This is a genomic window from Methylobacterium sp. A54F, from assembly GCF_053346035.1.
In genome coordinates this window covers 1-315 of the sequence record NZ_JBKFBF010000101.1, presented here as the reverse complement: position 1 = coordinate 315, position 315 = coordinate 1, and the positions used below count along the sequence as shown (strand labels likewise).

General features: G+C 77.8%; 1 protein-coding gene. It reads right to left on the bottom strand.

The window, feature by feature from the left end:
- On the bottom strand, positions 1-315 hold a 315-nt coding region (locus tag ACLBXP_RS25520; protein ID WP_447670618.1), incomplete at both ends, for an HK97 family phage prohead protease.

Sequence of the window (315 nt, the reverse complement as noted above, 5' to 3'; positions counted from 1 at the left end):
GAGGCCGTCCGAGAGGGCGGCCTCCGCATCGGCGTCGGGGCCGGCGTCCGGTCTCGCACCGGCGCGGGCGCCGGGCTGCAGCGGGAAGCTGACGAGGGAGATCTCCCAGAGGTCGACCGCCAGGAGGTGGCGCAGCCCGGCCCGGTCGGGGCGGGCGCTCAGGGTCCGGAAGCCGATCGAGAGCCCGTCGAGACCGCCCCCGCGCATCAGCGCGTCGACCTCCCGGGCGCGCTGCACGGCGAGGTTGAGGCAGCCCTCGACGCGCAGGCCCCGCGCATCCTCGGCGAGGCCGATCCAGCGGCCGATCGGCTCGGC